The organism is Streptomyces sp. WM6386 (genome assembly GCF_000972385.1).
Classification (GTDB): Bacteria; Actinomycetota; Actinomycetes; order Streptomycetales; family Streptomycetaceae; genus Streptomyces.
Genome location: NZ_JXTE01000254.1, coordinates 1 through 910, shown reverse-complemented (window position 1 = coordinate 910; position 910 = coordinate 1). Strand labels below are relative to the sequence as shown.

2 protein-coding genes are annotated in these 910 nt (G+C 68.9%); both read right to left on the bottom strand.

Annotation, left to right across the window (positions count from 1 at the left end; genetic code table 11):
• Window positions 1-325: 325 nt before the first annotated feature.
• Window positions 326-580, bottom strand: coding sequence for an NAD(P)H-dependent glycerol-3-phosphate dehydrogenase (locus TN53_RS41070; protein ID WP_046263987.1), 255 nt, complete (start codon window positions 578-580; stop codon window positions 326-328).
• A gap of 145 nt (window positions 581-725) precedes the next feature.
• Window positions 726-910: hypothetical protein (locus tag TN53_RS48810; RefSeq protein WP_234441834.1), on the bottom strand; the 185-nt coding region annotated here is incomplete at its 5' end.

The window sequence follows — 910 nt, the reverse complement described above, 5'->3', positions numbered from 1 at the left end:
GTCTCCCGCCCGGCCGATGCCGCGGAAGGGCCTCGAGGGCCTCCGCCGGCTCCGGACTCAGGGCATTCGCGGATGCGCAGTCGGCATGCGGCGACTGAAAGGTGGCGTCACCGCGCCACGCTATCCCTTCGTAAGGCACCAAACGGCCACAGCAGTTGTGCGCACCACGCTCAGCCAGCGTGCCGGCTGGCGTAGCAAGCCAGACCTGCCCCCTGGACCCCTTCAGCGTCGCCGACATCGCCGTTCGGGCACGCGACGGCCTCGCTATAGCGAGGCGGCCTCGCCGGTGCGCGGCCGTGCGGAGTCCTGTCGCTGGTCCGGTGTCCTAGCGCTCGGGCTTGGGGGCCCGTGTCATGAGGCGGGCGGCGGCGTCTTGGACGGTGAGCTGGCCGTTGATGACGTCGACAACGACGTCGGTGATGGGCATCTCGACGCCGTGGCGTTGGGCCAGGTCGAGGATTGCCTGGCTGGACTTGACGCCCTCGGCGGCCTGCCCGGTGGCGGTGGTCGCTTCGACGACGGTCATGCCGCGGCCGAGGTGTTCGCCGAAGGTGCGTTCTTCGCGCTCAGCATGTCTCATGAGACATGCTGTCGATCACGAGCCAGGCGCTGGGCCTGGGAAGCTTTGCCGGTTGCGAAGCCGTAGGGAACAGCGTGCTTCAACTGCTGCCTGACACACGCAAAGGGCCCCCACGCTGAGCGCGCGGGGGCCCGGTGAGGGTGGTTCAGTCCTTGTCGGGCCGGCCAGGGGGGATCAGGAGCTCCGTCTGTTCGGTCAACCCGCCGTTGTACCCGTTGACGATGAGTTTTGCGAGGGGGCAGAGCGGGAGGAGGAGCCGCCACCGCCGACCGTGGTCGCGATGGACGACTCCTTCCACTGCGCGGCCGTGATTGGCTTGCGCTTGCCGTG